Genomic DNA, 16,971 nt, shown 5'->3' with positions numbered 1-16,971 from the left:
TGTGAATACATCCATTACTACAACCATGATCGAATCAAGCAAAAACTAAAGGGATTAAGTCCGGTAAATTACCGAACTCAATCCCTTCTGGTAAGCTAATTAAACTGTCCAACTTTATGGGGTCAGTTCACAAAGGTGGCTCTTCTTAGATTACAAATTACTTACTTGCGAATATGGGCCTTACGAGCCGCATCTTGTGACATGCCTGCTCCAGCGCCTTCACGAGATTCTTTTTCAGCAGTAATTTCTTTACGGCGCTCTTTGCAAGAACCAGCAATCTCCTGCAAAGCCTTACGAGCGCGTGCTGCAGAAGCTTTAATACCTTTGCCTTGAAACTTTTCATTTTCAGCTTTGTAGTTTTCAAAAGCTTCTAGTAATTTATCGTGATGAGACATATCTTCCTTTTTTGGATGGATTTTATTTAAAAAATTAGCGAATTAAATTTCTTCAGCAGGTGCTACATCAGCTTTAGAACGTTTTCCTGGCAATACTGGAGCATCAAAGTTCAATAGGACTTTGCCATCAGCATCAATATCAACATCCACATGACCGCCTTGAGCTAACTTACCAAACAGCAGCTCATCAGCAAGTGCTTTACGCACAGTGTCTTGAATAATGCGTTGCATCGGACGAGCGCCCATTAAAGGATCGAAGCCATGCTTGGCCAAATGGGCTCGCAAGGCAGGGCTAAATGTTGCATCCACTTTCTTCTCATGGAGTTGCTCCTCTAACTGCATCAAGAACTTATCAACCACGCGCATGATGATCGACTCATCAAGAGCTTTAAAGGAAACAATGGCATCCAAGCGATTGCGGAACTCTGGCGTAAAGAACTTCTTGATATCAGCCATCTCATCACCAGACTCACGCGCATTGGTAAAGCCAATGGTTGATTTCTGCATTGCCTCAGCGCCGGCATTAGTAGTCATGATGATGATCACATTACGGAAATCAGTCTTACGACCATTGTTATCCGTCAAAGTGCCATGATCCATCACCTGCAAGAGAATATTGAAAATATCTGGGTGAGCTTTTTCAATTTCATCAAGCAAAAGCACGCAATGTGGCTTCTTATTAACAGCTTCAGTGAGTAAGCCGCCTTGATCAAATCCTACATAACCTGGAGGCGCACCAATCAAGCGACTCACTGCATGACGCTCCATGTACTCGGACATATCAAAACGGAGCAACTCAATACCTAGAATGTAGGCAAGCTGTTTAGCAACTTCAGTCTTACCAACACCAGTTGGTCCGGAGAACAAGAACGAACCAATTGGACGATCGATCTTGCCTAGACCAGCACGAGTCATTTTGATAGCACTAGCCAAGGCCTCGATCGCAGGATCTTGACCGAAGACCACACTCTTAATGTCACGATCCAGAGTTTGCAACTTACTACGATCATCGACTGTTACTGATTGTGGCGGTATGCGCGCAATCTTTGCCACAATTTCTTCAATCTCTGGGCGACCAATAGTTTTCTTCTGCTTAGACTTCGGCAAAATACGTTGAGCGGCACCGGCTTCATCGATGACGTCAATCGCCTTATCTGGCAAATGACGATCATTGATATAGCGAGCAGAAAGTTCTGCGGCAGCAACTAATGCACCAGCCGCATACTTCACGCTGTGATGCTCCTCAAAGCGCGACTTTAAGCCGCGTAAGATTTGCACTGTTTGATCTACGGTTGGCTCTACAACATCCACCTTCTGGAAACGACGTGATAAAGCTGCATCCTTTTCAAAGATGCCACGGTATTCCGTAAATGTGGTTGCGCCAATACATTTCAACTGGCCATTAGACAAAGCGGGCTTCAATAAATTGCTCGCATCCAATGTGCCACCAGAAGCTGCACCCGCTCCAATCAGCGTATGAATCTCATCAATAAATAAAACACCATGAGTGTGATCTTTGAGTGACTTGAGAACACTCTTCAAGCGTTGCTCAAAATCACCACGGTATTTAGTGCCCGCTAAAAGAGCACCCATGTCTAAAGAGTAAACAGTCGCGTTAGCCAAAATATCCGGCACGTCGCCCTTCACAATTCTCCAGGCCAAGCCCTCAGCAATTGCTGTCTTACCTACGCCAGCCTCGCCCACCAATAACGGATTATTTTTGCGACGACGGCAGAGCACTTGAATCACGCGCTCTACCTCGCTCTCGCGCCCAATTAATGGGTCAATCTTGCCTTGACGGGCCATTACATTGAGGTTCTGGGTATATTGCTCAAGAGGGCTTTCTTTACCAGAAGATGCAGATTCCTCAGCCTCCTGCGAAGGCTCAACGGGCTTGACATGCTCTGATTGATCTTTACGCACACCATGACTGATGAAGTTCACGACATCTAAACGGGTAACGCCCTGCTGTTGCAAGAAATAAACCGCATGCGAATCTTTTTCACCGAAGATGGCGACCAGCACATTTGCGCCGGTCACTTCTTTCTTGCCGTTTGATGTTGACTGCACGTGCATGATGGCGCGCTGAATCACACGCTGAAATCCCAGCGTGGGCTGCGTATCAACCTCATCATTCCCCGGCACTACAGGTGTGTTGTCGTTAATAAAGTTTTTGAGTTGAGCGCGTAGCTCTGCGATATTGACTGCGCAAGCCTTTAAGACCTCTACCGCGGTAGCGTTATCTAATAAGGCTGCGAGTAAATGCTCGACCGTAATGAACTCATGTCGCGATGCCCTTGCGTCAACAAACGCCATGTGCAAACTCACTTCTAATTCTTGGGCAATCATGCTTCCTCCATAGTGCACTGTAGTGGGTGACCCGCTTCACGGGAGAGTTCGATAACTTGATGCACTTTCGTAGCGGCAACATCGCGGGTAAATACTCCGCAAACACCCTTGCCAACTAAATGTACTTGCAACATGATGCGTGTAGCTGTTTCATGATCCTTATTAAAATACTCCTGAATCACCATCACCACAAATTCCATTGGTGTGTAATCGTCATTCATTAATAAAACTTTATACATCGAAGGCGCCTTAACTTGCTCAATTTGCTTTTCGAGCAGAAGGGTATCTTCAACGTACGGATTGCTGGGGTTGCCAATAGTGGGATTTTTGGGAGCGCGACTCATGAGAAACATTCTAAACACAGATATCCAAACTTTAATTTACAGGGGTCATGTTGCGAAAAACACGCAAAAACCCCTCTTAAACCCATATTGGGGCATTTTTCGATAAAAAAAGGGGTAATTACTAGGGGGTAGGGGCATATAACTCCTTGACACCCCTCCAAAAAGGGCAAACAATCGGGGGGTAGGCTTCAAGAGAGGTTCTATTTAGGCGTGTTGTGGATTGAGACTGATTAAAAAGTATTTACCCTCATCACGGTTGTTTTAAGTTTATGTAATGGAGTTCGCATGGCGACCGGAATTGTTAAGTGGTTCAATGATGCAAAAGGTTTTGGCTTTATCAAACCTGATGATGGTGAAGAAGAGTTGTTCGCGCATTTCAGCGCAATTACTATGCCTGGGTTCAAAACCCTCAAGGAAAACCAAAAGGTAACGTTTGACATTACCCAAGGTCCTAAAGGCAAGCAAGCTACCAATATCCAAGCGGCTTAATAGTCCTTAGATCATTATTAAAAACCCAGGATTCGTTCCTGGGTTTTTTTTCGCCTGCAATTTGTATGACTTAAAATACACAGCATGTCTATATCAATCTCCAGCACTTCACAATTATTGCGCCAAGTATTTTCTACTGCGCTCTTTCTTTACTCCACCCTAACGCTCGCCCAGGTTAACGTTGGTCTACCCAACATTGAATTAAAGACGGGCATCTACCGTATTCAGGCTGAGCTTGCCGATACACCGAAGGCTAGAGAAGTTGGTCTCATGAACCGAGCCAGCATGCCAAGCAATTCTGGAATGTTATTTATATTCGAACAAAAAGCTGGTCACTGCTTCTGGATGAACAACACCAAGATCCCGCTCTCGATTGCGTTCATTGCAGATGATGGCAAGATTGTGAACATTGAAGAGATGCAGGCTGAAACTACCAACAATCACTGCCCTAAAGCAGCTGTGCGCTATGCACTGGAAATGAACAAGCAGTGGTTCTCTGAGCGTGTGATCGTCCCAGGGACGGTTGTTACGGGTTTGCCGAGAAATTAATTCAACATCACTCAAATCCATTGATGTTAGGCCAATAAAAAACGCAGACCGAGGTCTGCGTTTTGTTTGTGGGCACCTTTGATTTATTCAAAATGGCAAACGTAGTGCACTGGTTGCTCAGCACGAATAATGAAGTAACCGCCCTTTTCCACTTCCCAGCTTTGACCAGCCTTGAACTCTTGCTCAGGGGCCCCATTGATGCTGACAAAAGCATTGCCATCAACTACTTCCATAATCTCCCTAGTGCTTAAGTCAAAACGCAAGGTGCTTGGCAATACCACACCAACTGACTTACGAACGCCATTAGGCAATGTCACAGTATGAGAAACACACTTGCCATCAAAAAATACATTGGCCTTCTTGCCTACGGAAACTTGGTCAAATTGCATCTTGGTTCTTTCTATTCTGTTAGGTTCTAATAGTTTGCTTGTTTTATTGTTTTTTATTTCTTGGCGCGCTTACGTCTAGCTGTTTCAGCAATACGCATACGTAATGCATTGAGCTTAATAAAGCCGCCAGCATCTGCTTGATTATATGCGCCACCGTCATCATCAAAGGTTGCAATATTTTGATCAAACAAAGTATTTGCTGAATCACGTGAAATCACGGAGACGGAACCTTTGTAGAGCTTGAGGCGCACAACGCCATTCACAGCCAGTTGTGTATGGTCAATCAAGGTTTGGAGTGCGAGACGCTCTGGCGCCCACCACAAACCGTTGTAGATCAAACTGGCATAGCGAGGCATCAAATCATCCTTTAAGTGGGCTACTTCACGGTCCAAGGTGATGCTTTCGATACCACGATGAGCCTTTAGAAGAATGGTGCCGCCAGGCGTTTCGTAACAGCCACGGCTCTTCATGCCAACAAAGCGGTTTTCTACTAGGTCGAGACGACCAATGCCATGTTTACCACCAAGACGATTTAATTCAGCCAACAACTCATGTGGCTTATAGGCTTTTCCATCAATCGCTACCGGGTCGCCAGCCTTAAATTCGAGCTCGATAATTTCTGGGGCATCTGGAGCCTTTTCAGGAGAAACGGTCCAACGCCACATAGACTCTTCTGCCTCTGCGTTTGGATTCTCGAGGTGACGGCCTTCATAGCTAATGTGCAAGAGGTTCGCATCCATTGAGTACGGTGAACCGCCTTGCTTATGCTTCATCTCAACCGGAATGCCATGCTTTTCTGCGTAAGCCATCAACTTCTCACGTGAGAGAAGATCCCATTCACGCCAAGGAGCGATTACCTTGATTCCTGGTTCAAGGGCGTAGTAACCTAGTTCAAAGCGAACCTGGTCATTTCCCTTGCCGGTCGCGCCGTGCGATACAGAGTCAGCGCCAGTCAAGCGAGCAATTTCAATTTGGCGCTTAGCGATTAATGGGCGCGCAATAGAGGTGCCCAACAAATATTCACCCTCGTAAATCGTATTCGCACGGAACATTGGGAACACAAAGTCACGAACAAACTCTTCGCGCAAGTCATCAATAAAAATGTTTTCAGGCTTGATGCCAAATTGCAAAGCCTTAGCGCGCGCTGGTTCCAGCTCTTCGCCCTGACCTAAGTCAGCGGTAAAGGTCACGATCTCGCAGCCATAAGTATCTTGAAGCCACTTCAAGATCACGCTGGTATCTAGACCGCCAGAATACGCCAAGACTGCTTTTTTAATATCGGACATGTTTTTCTTATTCAATCAAAATTAATGAAAACGAATTGCTTGTTATTTGTTAATTATTTTATTGCTGAAGTTTTATTACTTAATCCAAACGACCACAGAGTAAATATTCCATTAGAGCCTTTTGGACATGCAAACGATTTTCCGCCTCTTCCCAAACAATACTTTGTGGTCCGTCAATCACTTCTGCTGAAACCTCTTCACCACGGTGCGCTGGCAAGCAGTGCATAAACAGCGCATTAGGCTTAGCTAATGCCATCAACTCTTCATCCACCATCCAATCCTGGAAAGCATTCATGCGTAAAGTATTTTCGTCTTCATAACCCATGCTGGTCCAGACGTCGGTGCTCACTAGGTCAGCCCCGTTGCAGGCCTCTTTAGGATCGGCGCAAATGGTTAAATGCTTGGCGGATTTCGGCGACAAACGTGTTGCATCCAACTGATAGCCCTCTGGCGCAGAGAAGCGCAACTGAAAATCTAAACATTCAGCCGCTTGTATCCAGGTATAGGCCATATTATTGGCATCACCTACCCAAGCTACCGTCTTTCCTTGAATCGGGCCACGGGCCTCTACAAACGTGAAGATATCGGCCAATACTTGGCAAGGGTGAAATTCGTTTGTTAGGCCATTGATTACCGGCACCCGTGAATTCGATGCAAAACGCTCAATAATGTCTTGGCCAAAGGTGCGAATCATGATGATGTCAGTCATCCTTGAAATCACCTGAGCAGCATCCTCTACAGGCTCGCCACGACCCAATTGGGTATCTCTGGTGTTCAGGTATACCGCATGACCACCAAGCTGATGGATGCCCGCCTCGAAGGACAGACGAGTACGGGTGGAGTGCTTCTCAAAAATCATGGCCAAAGTGCGGTCATGCAGTGGATGCCAAGTTTCATAGCTCTTGAATTTGGCCTTAAGCCACGCCGAACGCTTGAGTAAATAGTCGTACTCTTGACGAGTCAGGTCGGAAAACTGCAGGTAGTGCTTTACCTTACCGGGCACTTGAGGCTTTGCCAGCGATGTCATAGTTGAGCTTTCTACTAAAGTTTTGGCTTGCATTTTTTTCTTCAAACATTCGGCTGCACGAAAATAGACCCTAAAGCCATCTTACGGCCAACTTGGGCTGTTAAGCTAGAGGACTTAGTAATACTATTTCTTACAACCATCATTACGCGAACTTGAACCACAAAAAGCTTTTCATTCAAGGCATTACCACTTCTGGCAAACCATTTCGACCCAGCGATTGGGCGGAGCGTCTGTGCGGGGTGATGGCCACTTTTCGCCCTCCCGGTGATTCCGGGGACCCTCGCTTCACTTATTCGCCCTATGTCAGACCAGTGCTTATTGCAAAAGTGAAATGCGTTGTTATTGATACTCGACTGAGGGATCTAGATCCCCGAGCGCTAGACTTTGTCATGAACTTTGCCAAAGACAATAGCCTACCAATCGAAGAGGCGTGTGAGTTCAACCCAACAACCCCAGCCCAGCTTTAAAAACAAAAACCCGCTCTGATGAGGAGCGGGCTTAGGTCGAAACTACTTCGACCAGCCTAAAACTAAAACTGTATTACGCTGCCATCGCCTTGATAGCTGCAGACAAACGTGACTTCTGACGAGCTGCAGTGTTTTTGTGAGCAATCTTTTTGTCAGCAATCTTGTCGATTGTTGCTTGAGTTGCCGCGAAAACTTTCGCTGCAGAAGCTTTATCACCAGTTTCAATCGCTTTACGAACTGCCTTAATGGAAGTGCGGAGCTTTGAACGCAAACTGGAGTTATGTTCGTTTTGTTTTACTGCTTGGCGTGCACGCTTGCGCGCTTGTGCTGTATTGGCCATCTTTAAACCTTGCCTCTATAAATTGCAAAATGCGGTTAGTTAAAAATCTTGCGGACTTGCCAGAATCATAAGCAAGCTCGCCAAAACCCAAGATTTTACCTTAAAGGGGCAAAAAAGCCCAGCCGACCGATAAATAGGTGAAAATCGCCTCATGAATCTGCTTTCTGCCGCTGCCAAGGTCAGCTCCCTGACTATGCTGTCCCGTATTACGGGCCTGCTCCGGGAGACCCTCATTGCCCGTAGTTTCGGGGCTTCCGAGTGGACAGATGCCTTTAATGTGGCTTTTAGACTACCCAATTTGCTACGTCGGCTATTTGCCGAAGGGGCCTTTTCTCAAGCTTTTGTGCCGATTTTGGGCGAAATTGCCACAAACGAAGATCAAACTAAGGCCAAAATCCTCATAAATGCAGTCGCCACGCTCTTATTTTGGGCCTTGCTGCTTACGGTACTACTGGGAGTCATTGGCGCCCCAGTGCTCATTCTGGTCATTGCCACAGGGTTTAAAGGCGGCCCAGCCTATGACGCCAGCGTCGTTATGACCCGAATCATGTTCCCCTATATCGGGCTAATTTCTATGGTCTCGCTCTCAGCGGGGATCTTGAATACTTATCACCGCTTTGCAATCCCAGCTTTTACGCCTGTCTTACTCAACCTTGCCTTAATTGGTAGCGCCATCTTTTTGGCGCCCCACTTAGAGCAACCAATTTATGCCTTAAGTATTGGTGTTTTACTTGGTGGAATACTGCAACTTGCCCTTCAAGTTCCAACGCTTGCTCGCCTCGGCCTATTGCCTCGTATTGGCTTATTGCCTGGTGCCATCAAATCAGCCGTCACCAATCCGGAAGCTCGGCGCGTCATGAAATTAATGGGGCCAGCAGTCTTTGCAGTTTCTGTCGCACAAATCTCCCTCATCATTAATACCAACATTGCTTCACGTCTGCAGGCGGGAAGTGTGTCGTGGCTATCCTACGCAGATCGCTTGATGGAATTTCCAACTGCACTACTGGGTGTTGCCTTGGGAACCGTTCTTTTACCAAGCCTCAGCAAGGCCAACGCCAAAAACGATTTGGTACATGCCGGCGAATTACTCATCTGGGGATTGCAACTCACATTCTTACTGGCCGCGCCTTGCGCAATTGCACTCTTTATTTTTGGCGAGCCTTTAGCAGCAGTCTTGTATCACTACGGTAAATTCAGTGCGCTTGATGTCGTGATGACGCAACGTGCATTAGCGGCTTATGGTGTTGGCCTCATTGGTTTAATTCTGGTAAAAATTTTGGCACCCGGATTTTATTCACGTCAAGACATCCGCACCCCCGTCAAGATTGGATTACTCGTTTTAGTAGCCACCCAGTTAGCCAACCTAGTATTTGTTCCCTGGCTTGGGCATGCTGGCCTTGCCCTTTCAGTTGGTACTGGCGCCTGTCTAAACGCCGCCCTGCTATGGGTTGGCCTGCATCGACGCGGAGCTCTACCTAATTCAGGCTGGCTCAAGTACCTCGGTCAGCTATTGTTAGCTCTCATCCCCTTCGCAGCAGTGCTTTTTTATGCTGCTGGCACACACAATTGGATTGCCCTCCAAGCTGAGCCATGGCTACGTATTGGCTTGGTGGGAGCATGGCTAGGTCTTGCGGCCATTGTTTACTTCGCATCACTAGGTTTAGTTGGAATTCGCTGGCAAAAATTCTTGCGTCATGCAAAATAGCCAGTATGCCAACACAACAACTCGACTATTTCACCTCCCTAGTTGCTGAAGACGAACATCTTCCTTTAACGGAGGCAGCAATCGCTGTCGCACAGCACGCTTATCCTGATTTAGATGTTCAAGGGGTTCTCGATCAAATTGATGAGATGGGTAACAAACTCAAAACTCGCATCACGCCTGATACCTCACCTGTTCAGCGCTTACAAATTTTGAAGCATTTCTTTTATACCGAGCTGGGTTTTGGTCCGAACCCAAATGATTTCTATGCTCCTGAAAATTCGTACTTGCATTACATCCTTGAAAATCGCAGAGGGATCCCCATCTCATTAGCTATTTTGATGATGGAATTAGGCAATCAAATTGGTTTGAAAATTCGGGGGGTTTCATTTCCGAATCACTTCATGATGCGAATCTCTTTGCAACAGGGTGAAGTCATCATGGATCCCTTGACCGGTGAATCGTTATCAAAGACTCAGTTACAAGAAATGCTTGATCCCTACCTCGACGCTAAAGGCTATCGGGGTGAGTTGAGTCTGCCGCTCAATATCTTCCTACGTGCTTCTAGCTCGAGAGAGATTCTGTCGCGCTTTCTGAGAAACCTCAAAATGATTTACTCAGAACATGAGCGCTGGGAGCGTTTACTGGGTATTCAAGAGCGCTTGGTGATCCTACTGCCGGACTCTATTGAAGAGATTCGGGATAGAGGTTTGATCTTTGCGCAACTAGAGTATTTACGTCCCGCATTGGCGGATATGCATCGCTATCTCAGCGAAGTTCCAGAAGCTGAGGATGCTGGCGACATCCGCGAGCACATTGCCACACTTGAAAGTCAAACCAAGCTGCACTAAGGCCGAGTGGGCATTAGTGTTAGTACTTTGGTTTTTAAACTTCTGTTAGCTTTTCTTGCGCTGAAAAATTTTGTAGGCTGCTGCAAATAAAACTGGCACAACAGCTGCACCCACACCTACCAGGACGATCACATTGAGATTCTGGCGAATGACAGGGATATTGCCAAAGAAATATCCTGCTACGACCAATCCAAAGACCCACAACGCTGCACCAGTGATATTGAATAACTGGAAACGTGAGAAGTTCATCTCGGATACGCCGGCAATAAAAGGTGCAAAGGTACGAATAATTGGCAAGAAGCGGGCAAGGATGATTGTTTTGCCACCATGCTTTTCATAAAAAGCGTGGGTTTTTAATAAAGCGCCTTGATCAATCCAGCGTGATTGACTGCTGAATACTCGTTTACCAATCCAGCGGCCAATGAAGTAGTTCACGGTATTGCCTGCGACCGCAGCAATCAATAAACCAATACACAAGGTCCAGATATTGAAATGCTCGGTAGCGCAATAGGCGCCTGCAATGAACAGAAGCGAATCACCTGGTAAGAAAGGTGCGACCACTAGGCCTGTTTCTGCAAAAACAATAGCAAATAGGAGGCCATAGGCCCAAGGACCGTATTGCTGAATCACCACATCTAAATGTTTATCAATATGCAGCAATAAATCACTAATTTGCAAAAGGGTATCCATCAACTCGCTCTTTAACTTATGGGTTGTTGCGGATATTAACAGGCTCTTATAATCAGGTATGCAAACTGAACCCTACATTCAGCCTATGCATGCTCCAGATGAAGTCTCAACGCTTTGTATTGTTGGGCCCACTGGTGCAGGCAAAACCCATCTCGCCATGTCTTTAGCTGAGTATGCGAAATCCGTTGGCCTAACGATTGAACTTATCAGCATGGATTCTGCTTTGGTCTATCGGGGTCTAGATATCGGGAGTGCCAAACCAACTAAGTCAGAACAAGAAGCAGTTATTCATCATCTGATTGACATAATCGATCCTACTGAAGTGTATTCAGCGGCGCGTTTTGCTAACGATGCAAAACGACTTTGCACCGAGATTCGTGCGCGAGGCAATATTCCAGTGGTGGTTGGTGGAACGATGTTGTATTGGCGGGCTTGGGCTCATGGCCTCTCCTCGCTCCCTCCTGCAAATCCAGAAATTCGTGCTCGTTTGGATGAAGAGGGTAAAGCCATTGGCTGGCCAGCAATGCACGACAAGCTTGCCAAGGTTGATCCCAAAACTGCAGCGCGCTTAAAGCCAAACGATTCCCAACGAGTGCAACGCGCTCTAGAGGTTTATGAAATTACTGGCAAACCGATGTCCATATTACTGGCCGACTCACCCAGTGAAGATGGCAGAGAAGGTTCAGCGATTCCATCATGGATTAAGTTAGTTTCGCTTGAACCAAGTGATCGTAAGCGTTTGCATCTGAACTTAGAAAAGCGTTTTGATGAAATGCTTGCCGCTGGATTTATGGATGAAGTCAAAGCGCTACGTACCAATACTGGATTGCATGCAGATCTTCCAGCGATACGTTCGGTTGGTTATCGCCAAGCTTGGGAGTTTCTCAATGGTGAAATTGATGCTGAGGAAATGCGCTACAAAGCATTGGCAGCCACACGCCAACTTGGTAAGCGTCAACTGACTTGGCTGCGTGCAATAGATGGAAGAAGCACATTTGACCCCTTCAACCCCGAAGAGTTGAAGGCGGCGCTAGATTATTGCAAAAGCAATCTCATCCAAAAATAAAGGTAGATCGTTTAGATAACGATGGTTTGTGGCGCATCTTTTGGACGCTCAACCACTTCACCAACTGTCCAAGCCTTGAGACCTTGCGCAGTTAATGATTTGATTGCTGTATCCACTTGATCAGGCGCAACAATCACAACCATACCGATGCCGCAGTTAAATACGCGCACCATTTCAGCATCAGCAACGCCACCCTTCATCTGCAACCAACGGAAGAGGTCTGGCATTTGCCAGCTATCACGATGCAAAATTGCTTGAGTATTTTCTGGGAGCACGCGTGGTACGTTGTCAACCAAACCACCACCCGTAATATGTGCCATTCCTTTTACATTGATTTCAGAAATCAATTTGAGAAGCGGCTGCACATAAATTTCTGTTGGCGCCATCACCACATCACCCAATGGACGACCGCCCAAATCATCAGTAGGCTTTGCACCAGCACGCTCAATAATCTTACGGACCAATGAGTAGCCATTTGAATGTGCGCCACTAGAGCCAACTGCTAATACCGCATCACCCGGAACAATCGTTGCGCCAGTAATGATTTTGGATTTTTCAACTGCGCCCACGGCAAATCCGGCTAAGTCATATTCGCCTGGTGGGTACATGCCCGGCATTTCTGCGGTCTCACCACCGATTAATGCGCAACCAGATAATTCACAACCCTTGGCAATGCCACCAACAACCGTTGCTGCGGTATCCACAGTCAACTTGCCGCATGCAAAGTAGTCCAAGAAGAAAAGGGGCTCAGCACCCTGAACCAGGATGTCATTCACACTCATGGCTACCAAGTCTTGACCAATGGTTTCATGACGATTCCACTCAAAAGCCAGCCTTAGCTTAGTACCAACACCATCCGTACCGGATACTAATACTGGCTCCTTATAGCGCTTAGGTACCTCAAAAAGGGCCCCAAAGCCGCCAATTCCGGCCAAAACACCCTCGCGCATGGTTTTCTTGGCAAGCGGCTTAATGCGGTCAACCAGGGCATCGCCAGCATCAATATCGACACCAGCGTCACGGTAGGAAAGGCCTTTTGAGGAAGAATTAGTAGATGAGGTCATGTCAGCGCTGGAATATTAGTAAAAAATGCTACTAGGTCAGTAGAATCATTGAATTCTAGAGGATTACTCGTCATGGCTGAAATTTTTACCCCTTTTCTGGCTGCATTCATCCTTGCCTACATCCTGAGGCCTGCTTTTCTATGGCTGGAAAGAAGACGCATTCCCTCATCCCTGGCTGCAGGACTCACTGTCATCTTAGGGTTGGCTGCAGTAACGGCGATATTGAGCCTCTTTATAGGCCTCCTCAAAACAGAAATTCCCCTAATCAAAGCCCAGCTCCCAGGATGGATCTCAAATACACAGGCATGGCTGGGTCCTAAATTAGCTGAATTTCATATTGATGTTGATTGGGGTAGCTTAAAAAGCACCGCCTCTCAAAAGATTTCGGAACACATTAGCGACAATGCTGACTCCCTGATGAGCACTACGATAGATACAGTACTCATGTCGGGTAGCTCAGTAATCACTGGCTTTGTAAATTCCGTATTAATTTTATTTGTGATGTTTTATTTATTGATCGATTGGAATCAATTTTTTCAGTACGTCAAAAATTTAGTGCCTAAGCGCGCCCAAGAAACCGTACACCATCTTGCAATGCATACCGATGGCCTGCTCTCGCAGTATCTCAATGGCATGGTAATCGTTGTCTCCATCATGTCCGCTTTCTATAGCATTAGCTTGACTTTGATTGGCATCAAAGGTGCGGTTGCTTTGGGTATTTTTACCGCCTTAATGATTGTGATTCCTTATATCGGCATTGCACTAGGATTCACGCTTGCTATAGTTTCGGCCCTTCTTCAATTTGGTCCGGGCTCAGAAATCATCGGTGTACTAGTCATCTATGGAATTGGGCAATTCTTAGAAGGCTTCTTCTTGACGCCACGCCTAGTGGGCGAGCGCATTGGCCTGCATCCCGTTGCCGTCTTGTTTGCGTTGCTTTTCTTTGGCAAGCTATTTGGCTTCTTTGGTGTATTACTCGCCCTACCAATTAGTGCGGTCAGCTTAGTCTTAGTCCAGTACTTATGGTCTATTTATACGCAAAGCTCTTGGTATCAAAAATAAGTTTGGTAGCAATGAATACACCCTCGCTTCCAAAACAATTTGCGCTAGACATTAGTCACTCACCCATAGCTAGTTTAGAAAACTATCTTCCCGGGAAAGATCTTGCCTTAATTTCTGCTCTGCAAAATATTGAAAAATCTTGGGGCAAGGTCAGCCCTCAAAGCTCTGATAACCCGCTCAATCAGCGCTGGATTTATTGGTGGGGGCCAGAGGGTTCAGGTCGTACTCATCTACTAAATGCCATTGAAAATGCGGCGAAGCATGCTGGCCTGTTACACATTGCCCTCTCTCCACTCGAACCTACTGCTTGGGTTCGCTTAGAAGAAAAGATGAATGCAATGACTGAAAGTGATACCCCTTCAGTCATCACCGTTGATGATGTTGACCAGCTAGATGATCGTCTTGTTGGCTCCTTATTTCGGATCCTGAATGGCGTTCAAGGAAGCAAAGCGATTCATATTTTTATGGCCGGAAACGCTGCTCCAGCCAATCTCAAGCTTCGAGAAGACCTGCGAACCCGTCTGGGCTGGGGCTTAATCTTTCAAACGCAGCTTTTGGATGATGATGAGAAAATACAAGCACTAGAGGAAGCAGCCAAAGAGCGAGGGCTTGTTTTATCCCCCGATGTGTTGCCTTGGCTGTTAAGTCGCTTTTATCGCGATATGCCCAGCCTGATGGCATTGATGGATGCTTTAGACGCTTACTCCCTTGAAACAAAACGTGCTGTAACCTTACCCCTTGTTCGCGAGCTCTTGCAGCCCAAATAATTTATTAAATATCAATTCGTGACTCAGCTAGCCCTTTTCGATTTAGACCACACCCTTTTGCCTTGCGATAGCGATTACGAATGGGGTCAATTTTTGGCTCGCATTGGTGTTGTAGACAGCGAATACTATGCACGACAAAACGAGCGCTTTTATCAAGACTACAAAGAAGGCAAGCTGGATATTCATGAGTTTCTGCGTTTTGCTCTTAAGCCACTCTCAGAACATTCACGCGCGCAACTCAAAGAGTGGCATGACGCCTTTATGAAAGAAGTTATTAATGGCCAAATCCGAGAAAAAGCAATCGATCTAGTAAAACGTCACCAAGATGCTGGTGATCTTTGCTGCGTGATTACTGCCACCAACAGCTTTGTGACGCGCCCTATCGTCGAAAGCTTTGGCATCGAGCATCTGATTGCTACAGAGCCCGCCACTGAAGACAACCACCCATTAGGTAACTACACTGGCGAAGTCAAAGGCATTCCCAATTTCCGCGAAGGTAAGATTCAAAATCTACACGACTGGTTAGCATCGCAAAAACTGTCTCTAGATGCTTTACCTTATAGTTATTTTTATTCTGACTCGATGAACGATCTTCCTTTACTCGAAAAAGTAAGTCATCCTGTTGCCACCAATCCAGATGATCGTCTTCGCAACGAAGCTAAGCAGCGCAACTGGCCCATTCTTGAATTGTTTGCATGATCACTAAATTTATTAAACGTATTTTGCGGCGTGACCCGATGGTCAAGCATACGCAGGCCAACAATACTGGCGCCCCAAAGCGCATCCCTAAAAAAGCACATCGAATTGATCCGCATTTGCTTTCTAAGAATGCAGTCAAGGTAACGCACACATTGCAGCAAGCAGGATTTGAGGCATTTATTGTCGGTGGCGCCGTTAGAGATCTTGCTCTTGGTATCAGTCCAAAAGATTTTGACGTGGCAACCAATGCAACACCAGATCAAGTGCAAAGACTCTTTCGCAAAGCGCGCCTAATTGGTCGCCGCTTTCAAATTGTGCACGTGACTTTTTTTGGCAAAGGCCATCCTGAAATCATTGAGGTATCCACCTTCAGGGCCCTATTAGATAACGCTGGAGATCACGTAGCTGAGAGCGGCCGGATCCTGCGCGATAACGTCTGGGGCTCGCAAGGTGAGGATGCTGCAAGACGCGATTTCACAATCAACGCAATGTATTACGACCCTTCGTCCGAAACTGTTTTGGACTATCACGGCGGCATGGCAGATATGCAAAAGAAAACTTTGCGCATGATTGGCGATCCAGCAAAGCGCTATCGCGAAGATCCTGTTCGCATGCTCAGGGCAGTACGCTTCGCAGCAAAGACTGGCTTTGAATTAGATGGCGCTACACGCGCGCCCATTGCAAAGCTGGGCAAACTATTAAACGATGTCCCCTCTGCGAGGCTCTTTGATGAAATTTTGAAGCTCTTGATGTCCGGCTACTCTTGGGCAGCAATCCAAGGGCTCAAAGATGCTGGATTGCATCATGGTCTTCTCCCGCTCTTAGACCACATTCTGGATACAGGCGCAGACTCCAAGGGGGCCAATGATTTTGTAAAGCTGGCTTTGGCCAATACTGACGAACGCATTCAATCCGGTAAAAGCGTTTCTGCTGGGTTTTTATTTGCCACCCTGCTCTGGCCTGATCTACTAAAGAATTGGAAAGCCAACTCCGCTAAAGGAATGGCTAATATTCCTGCCTTGCATGATGCGATGGACGACACGATTGCCACTCAAAGTAGCGGCATGACGATTCAACGACGCTTCGAAAGCGATATGCGCGAAATTTGGTCTATGCAACCCCGCTTTGAGAGACGCGTGGGGCGATACCCTTATCGCCTCATCGAATCCCCACGTTTTAGAGCGGGTTATGACTTTATGTTGCTCCGCTGCGCCACCGAGGAATTAAACCCAGCAATCGGGCAGTGGTGGACAGACTTCATTGCAACCGACGTCACAGGGCAAGATGAGCTGATGGCTAGCGTCAAAAATGAATCTGGTAGCAGTCCAAGTCCTGCCAAAAGACGGCGTCGAAGAAAGCCAAAAGCGGCAGTGCCCCCAGAGAGTGCAGCAAGCTAAGCAGACTTAGAGAAATTTCAGTAAAGTAGTTTCATCTC

At 46.6% G+C, this 16,971-nt stretch carries 20 protein-coding genes; 11 read left to right on the top strand and 9 right to left on the bottom strand.

Features of this window, described 5'->3' with window-relative positions; translation table 11 throughout:
* Positions 1–99, top strand: a 99-nt coding sequence (locus ICN40_RS09880) for an IS3 family transposase (protein ID WP_216243757.1), incomplete at its 5' end; no start/stop codon positions are given.
* 62 nt (positions 100–161) lie between these two features.
* On the opposite strand, the gene ICN40_RS09875 is transcribed toward ICN40_RS09880, so the two are convergent.
* Genes ICN40_RS09875 through clpS form a run of 3 tightly spaced genes read right to left on the bottom strand, consistent with a single transcriptional unit; the run spans position 162 to position 3,097 of the window.
* Positions 162–395: a hypothetical protein gene (locus ICN40_RS09875; protein ID WP_072582836.1), complete on the bottom strand. Its 234-nt coding sequence runs from the start codon at positions 393–395 to the stop codon at positions 162–164.
* 42 nt (positions 396–437) lie between these two features.
* The gene (clpA, locus tag ICN40_RS09870; protein WP_216243749.1) at positions 438–2,744 is read right to left on the bottom strand and encodes an ATP-dependent Clp protease ATP-binding subunit ClpA; all 2,307 of its coding nucleotides are present in this window, start codon (positions 2,742–2,744) and stop codon (positions 438–440) included.
* Positions 2,741–3,097: an ATP-dependent Clp protease adapter ClpS gene (gene clpS / locus ICN40_RS09865; RefSeq protein ID WP_255561302.1), complete on the bottom strand. Its 357-nt coding sequence runs from the start codon at positions 3,095–3,097 to the stop codon at positions 2,741–2,743. Before clpS ends, clpA begins: the two co-directional genes overlap by 4 nt.
* A gap of 276 nt (positions 3,098–3,373) precedes the next feature.
* Between clpS and ICN40_RS09860 the strand changes: the two genes are divergently transcribed.
* Together ICN40_RS09860 and ICN40_RS09855 are read left to right on the top strand one after the other, a co-directional pair.
* Positions 3,374–3,577 (top strand): cold-shock protein, encoded by a 204-nt coding sequence (locus ICN40_RS09860; protein ID WP_011903586.1) that lies wholly within the window; start codon positions 3,374–3,376, stop codon positions 3,575–3,577.
* Between the two features lie 90 nt (positions 3,578–3,667).
* Positions 3,668–4,126, top strand: coding sequence for a DUF192 domain-containing protein (locus tag ICN40_RS09855; RefSeq protein ID WP_374222788.1), 459 nt, complete (start codon positions 3,668–3,670; stop codon positions 4,124–4,126).
* Positions 4,127–4,209: 83 nt separating this feature from the next.
* Here ICN40_RS09855 and ICN40_RS09850 read toward each other — a convergent pair whose 3' ends face one another.
* From ICN40_RS09850 to argF, 3 genes are all read right to left on the bottom strand, one after another.
* Positions 4,210–4,515, bottom strand: coding sequence for a pyrimidine/purine nucleoside phosphorylase (locus ICN40_RS09850; RefSeq protein ID WP_072582833.1), 306 nt, complete (start codon positions 4,513–4,515; stop codon positions 4,210–4,212).
* 53 nt (positions 4,516–4,568) lie between these two features.
* Complete coding sequence (locus ICN40_RS09845) at positions 4,569–5,801, bottom strand: argininosuccinate synthase (RefSeq protein ID WP_072582832.1); 1,233 nt, start codon at positions 5,799–5,801, stop codon at positions 4,569–4,571.
* A 79-nt stretch (positions 5,802–5,880) separates the two neighbouring features.
* Entirely contained in the window at positions 5,881–6,828 is a 948-nt protein-coding gene (gene argF, locus ICN40_RS09840; RefSeq protein WP_192846854.1) for an ornithine carbamoyltransferase, read from the bottom strand.
* 152 nt (positions 6,829–6,980) lie between these two features.
* Here argF and ICN40_RS09835 point away from each other — a divergent pair, with 152 nt between their 5' ends.
* Positions 6,981–7,295 (top strand): DUF3579 domain-containing protein, encoded by a 315-nt coding sequence (locus ICN40_RS09835; protein ID WP_216243747.1) that lies wholly within the window; start codon positions 6,981–6,983, stop codon positions 7,293–7,295.
* A gap of 73 nt (positions 7,296–7,368) precedes the next feature.
* Here ICN40_RS09835 and rpsT read toward each other — a convergent pair whose 3' ends face one another.
* A complete protein-coding gene (rpsT, locus tag ICN40_RS09830; protein WP_071466054.1) occupies positions 7,369–7,635 on the bottom strand; it encodes a 30S ribosomal protein S20 in 267 nt (88 codons plus the stop codon).
* A 151-nt stretch (positions 7,636–7,786) separates the two neighbouring features.
* Here rpsT and murJ point away from each other — a divergent pair, with 151 nt between their 5' ends.
* Both murJ and ICN40_RS09820 read left to right on the top strand, forming a co-directional pair.
* Entirely contained in the window at positions 7,787–9,340 is a 1,554-nt protein-coding gene (gene murJ, locus ICN40_RS09825; RefSeq protein WP_072582829.1) for a murein biosynthesis integral membrane protein MurJ, read from the top strand.
* A gap of 5 nt (positions 9,341–9,345) precedes the next feature.
* The gene (locus ICN40_RS09820) at positions 9,346–10,188 is read left to right on the top strand and encodes a SirB1 family protein (protein WP_216243746.1); all 843 of its coding nucleotides are present in this window, start codon (positions 9,346–9,348) and stop codon (positions 10,186–10,188) included.
* Positions 10,189–10,233: 45 nt separating this feature from the next.
* Here the strand turns inward: ICN40_RS09820 and ICN40_RS09815 are convergent, their stop codons facing one another.
* Positions 10,234–10,878: a VTT domain-containing protein gene (locus ICN40_RS09815; RefSeq protein ID WP_216243745.1), complete on the bottom strand. Its 645-nt coding sequence runs from the start codon at positions 10,876–10,878 to the stop codon at positions 10,234–10,236.
* Positions 10,879–10,936: 58 nt separating this feature from the next.
* Between ICN40_RS09815 and miaA the strand changes: the two genes are divergently transcribed.
* Complete coding sequence (gene miaA / locus ICN40_RS09810) at positions 10,937–11,944, top strand: tRNA (adenosine(37)-N6)-dimethylallyltransferase MiaA (RefSeq protein WP_216243744.1); 1,008 nt, start codon at positions 10,937–10,939, stop codon at positions 11,942–11,944.
* An 11-nt stretch (positions 11,945–11,955) separates the two neighbouring features.
* Here miaA and purM read toward each other — a convergent pair whose 3' ends face one another.
* On the bottom strand, positions 11,956–13,008 hold the full coding sequence (gene purM / locus ICN40_RS09805; protein WP_216243743.1) for a phosphoribosylformylglycinamidine cyclo-ligase: 1,053 nt from the start codon (positions 13,006–13,008) through the stop codon (positions 11,956–11,958).
* Positions 13,009–13,080: 72 nt separating this feature from the next.
* Between purM and ICN40_RS09800 the strand changes: the two genes are divergently transcribed.
* Genes ICN40_RS09800 through pcnB form a run of 4 tightly spaced genes read left to right on the top strand, consistent with a single transcriptional unit; the run spans position 13,081 to position 16,933 of the window.
* On the top strand, positions 13,081–14,070 hold the full coding sequence (locus ICN40_RS09800; RefSeq protein WP_216243742.1) for an AI-2E family transporter: 990 nt from the start codon (positions 13,081–13,083) through the stop codon (positions 14,068–14,070).
* A gap of 11 nt (positions 14,071–14,081) precedes the next feature.
* On the top strand, positions 14,082–14,837 hold the full coding sequence (gene hda, locus ICN40_RS09795) for a DnaA regulatory inactivator Hda (RefSeq protein ID WP_072582823.1): 756 nt from the start codon (positions 14,082–14,084) through the stop codon (positions 14,835–14,837).
* Positions 14,838–14,855: 18 nt separating this feature from the next.
* The gene (locus ICN40_RS09790; RefSeq protein ID WP_216243740.1) at positions 14,856–15,536 is read left to right on the top strand and encodes an HAD family phosphatase; all 681 of its coding nucleotides are present in this window, start codon (positions 14,856–14,858) and stop codon (positions 15,534–15,536) included.
* The gene (pcnB, locus tag ICN40_RS09785; RefSeq protein ID WP_216243738.1) at positions 15,533–16,933 is read left to right on the top strand and encodes a polynucleotide adenylyltransferase PcnB; all 1,401 of its coding nucleotides are present in this window, start codon (positions 15,533–15,535) and stop codon (positions 16,931–16,933) included. The genes ICN40_RS09790 and pcnB overlap by 4 nt, the downstream gene beginning before the upstream one ends.
* Positions 16,934–16,971 lie beyond the last annotated feature (38 nt).

The organism is Polynucleobacter sp. Fuers-14 (genome assembly GCF_018882045.1).
GTDB lineage: Bacteria > Pseudomonadota > Gammaproteobacteria > Burkholderiales > Burkholderiaceae > Polynucleobacter.
The sequence above is the reverse complement of the archived record's forward strand: the minus strand, read 5'-3'. Positions and strand labels throughout refer to the sequence as shown.